Here is a 3,178-nt window from a genome sequence, read left to right on the forward strand (position 1 = left end):
AAAACCCGTTCTGCTTGCTGAATCGTTCGTACGAAAACGGACTGGACGAGATGTGCCATCACCTTGATGTTTCGCTGCTGGCCTATTCACCACTGGGTTATGGCTTGCTGACCGGAAAATATGATGAGTCCGGCACCACCGGAGAACAGGCGCCTGCTGACGCCAGGATTACTTTGTATGAGTCGGTGCGCAAGCAACGCTGGGGCCGGCCGGCTTCGCTTGATGCAGCGCGTGTATATAATGCGCTTGCCCGCAGGCATCAGTTGACGCCAGTACAACTGGCGCTGGCGTTCTGTAATACAAAATGGCAGGTTGCCAGCACCATTATCGGGGTCAGGACAACGGACCAGCTTAAAGAAAATCTGGCTGTCAGCGCAGTTAAGCTGGACAGCCAGATCATGCAGGAAATAGATGCAATCAGGTTAAATCACTTTGATCCGGCGCAGTAGTCCTTAACCCGGGCCACTTCGTTTTTGGACCCTAGCACCACGCCTACGCGCTGGTGCAACTCGGTCGGCTGGATATCCATGATACGGTTGACCGAGTCGGTGGCCATGCCGCCGGCCTGCTCGATGATAAAGCTCATCGGATTGGCCTCATACATCAGGCGCAGCTTGCCCGGTTTTTTCGGATCGCGCGCATCCCATGGATACATGAAAATGCCGCCACGCGTCATGATACGATGTACATCGGCCACCATCGAGGCGATCCAGCGCATGTTGTAGTCTTTGCCCAGCGGTCCGGTGGTGCCTGCCAGGCAGTCTTCGATGTACTGGCGCATGGGCGGCGCCCAATGGCGCATATTGGACATATTGATGGAAAATTCCTTGGTATCTTCCGGAACACGCATATTCTCGTGTGTCAATACCCAGCTGCCCAGTTCGCGATCCAGCGTAAAGCCCATCACGCCATTGCCGATCGTGAGCACCAGCATGGTTTGCGGACCGTACACAGCATAGCCGGCCACCACTTGCCGGCTGCCTGGTTGCAGAAAATCCTTTTCGGTCACTTCGCGCCCTGAAATATCGGCCGGCGCCTTCAGTACAGAGAAAATCGTGCCGATGGACACATTGACATCAATATTGGACGAGCCGTCCAGCGGATCGAACAACAACAGGTATTCGCCCTTGGGGTAGCGGTTGGGAATGTGATGGATGGTTTCCATCTCTTCGGACGCCATGCCCGCCAGATGGCCTCCCCATTCGTTGGCTTCAAGCAGAATTTCATTTGACATTACGTCAAGCTTTTTCTGAACTTCGCCCTGAATATTTTCGCTTTCCAGACTCCCCAGTACGCCGCCCAGCGCACCTTTGCTGACAGCATGGCTAATGGCCTTGCAGGCGCGTGAAACAACTTCTACGAGCAAGCGCACTTCTGCCTCAATGGCATTATTGTTGCGCTGCTGCTCAACCAGATACTGGGTAAGGGTTTTTCGTGACATAAGGTCTCCGGAAAATAATTAAATACGCAATGCTTTGGACACAATCTCGCTCACATTGCTGGACAGACCCTCGTGATCGCGGATCTGCTCAAGCGATGATTTCATTTGTGATTGCAGTGCAGGAGTATAGCGCGCCCAGTTATCCATGACACGCGCCAGACGCGATGCGACTTCAGGATTGATGGCATCGAGCGCCAGCACGGCTTCGGTCCACAAGGCGTAGCCGGAACCGTCCTGGTTATGGAACCCTTGTGCATTGTTCATGCAGAACTGGAAGATCAGGGAGCGGGCGCGATTGGGGTTGCGCAATGCAAATGCCGGATGCGCCATCAGCCCGCGGATTGTTTCCGTGCGGGTGTCGGCGGCGGTTGCCTGCAGGGCAAACCATTTGTCGATGACCAGTGGATTATGCTGCCATTTTTCGTAGAAATCAACGATGGCTTCCTGGCGCTTGTCCCCGTGGTGATAGTTGACGATGGCGCCAAGCGCGCCCATACAATCGGTCATGTTCTGCGCTGCCTGGTATTGGGCCAGCGCTCGCTGGCATGCCGCCTGATCGCCTGCCGCCATCAGGTACGCCAGTGCCAGATTTTTCAGGCTGCGTCGGCCCGCGCTGATCGGATCCGGGCTGTATGGCCCGGGCGTGTCGTTGCCAAGAAGGGTGGTGGTCCATTCGGACGCGGCCGCTTTGCCCAGGTTTTCCCGGACAGCGTGGCGGGCCTTGGCCAGCCATATCGGTTCTATCGGATCCATTTGCTCTGCCAGGAATTTTTCCGAAGGCAGTGTCAGCAGGCGGGCACGATAGCCGGCGTCCAGCCCTGCATCCTGCAGATTGTTTTTCCAAACCTGCACAAATGTCTCGGACAGGGCCGATTGCGCACCCTTTTGCAGCGCATCGGCAAGCCCCAGAATCTCGCGTGCTGCCAGCGCTTGGCCCGCTTCCCAGCGGGCAAATGGATTGGGGTCAGACTGGGCCAGGACTGCCAGTTCCGCTGCCGTCCATTCATAGTGAACAATAACTGGCGCGGAAAAATCGCGCAACAGCGAAGGGACGGGTTTGGCGGCGATGTCGGTGAAGGTCCAGGACTGACTTTGCTCAGTGAGCTCCAGCAGGCGTGTGTGTTCGCCAGCCAGGTCTGGGGCGGCATCGTGGCTCGCGCTGTCGTTGACCTCGCTTAGCACCAGCGGCTGTCCGTCAGCCGACAGCAGACCGACAGCAAAGGGAATATGAAAAGGTTTTTTCACAAAATCCTTGCGGATTTTTTCAACGCCCACCAGCGGTGTTTGCTGCGACAGGGTCAATGTCACCGTGTGCTGCGCGGCGTCGTGGCTCATGTCAACCTGCACCCGTGGCGTGCCGGCCTGCGAATACCAGCGCCTGAAGACGGACAGATCGCGTTGCGGGTGGGATTTTGTATACACGTATTCCATGGCATTGACGAAATCGTCGCAGGTGACGGCCTGTCCATCATGGCGGCGAAAATATTCGTCCATGCCATCGCGAAAGCCGGGCGCGCCCAGCAGCGTGTGCTGCATACGGATGACTTCGGCACCTTTTTCATAGACAGTGGCGGTGTAGAAATTGCCAATGGATTCGTAGCTGTCCGGGCGGATGGGATGCGCCATGGGCCCTGCATCCTCGGGGAACTGCCCGGCACGCAACACGCTCACGTCGTCAATCCGCTTGACCGCGCGGGCACTAGCGGCAGCCTGGTCATCCAGTCCTGCGGCCATCAT

The 3,178-nt window shown here is 56.9% G+C and carries 3 protein-coding genes; 1 reads left to right on the plus strand and 2 read right to left on the minus strand.

The genetic code is table 11. The annotated features are described in order from the left end of the window. Positions 1 to 449 (plus strand): aldo/keto reductase (locus ACTIKR_RS20510; protein WP_442328895.1); only part of this gene is annotated, 449 nt, incomplete at its 5' end. On the opposite strand, the gene ACTIKR_RS20515 is transcribed toward ACTIKR_RS20510, so the two are convergent. Both ACTIKR_RS20515 and ACTIKR_RS20520 read right to left on the minus strand, forming a co-directional pair. Next, positions 428 to 1,441 (minus strand): class 1 fructose-bisphosphatase, encoded by a 1,014-nt coding sequence (locus ACTIKR_RS20515; RefSeq protein ID WP_442328896.1) that lies wholly within the window; start codon positions 1,439 to 1,441, stop codon positions 428 to 430. The two genes, ACTIKR_RS20510 and ACTIKR_RS20515, sit on opposite strands and share 22 nt — an antisense overlap. 18 nt (positions 1,442 to 1,459) lie before the next feature. Further along, the coding region (locus ACTIKR_RS20520; RefSeq protein ID WP_442328897.1) for a DUF3458 domain-containing protein at positions 1,460 to 3,178 on the minus strand (1,719 nt) is incomplete at its 5' end.

Origin of the sequence: Advenella sp. (genome assembly GCF_052108595.1) — a bacterium.
Taxonomy (GTDB): domain Bacteria; phylum Pseudomonadota; class Gammaproteobacteria; order Burkholderiales; family Burkholderiaceae_B; genus Advenella.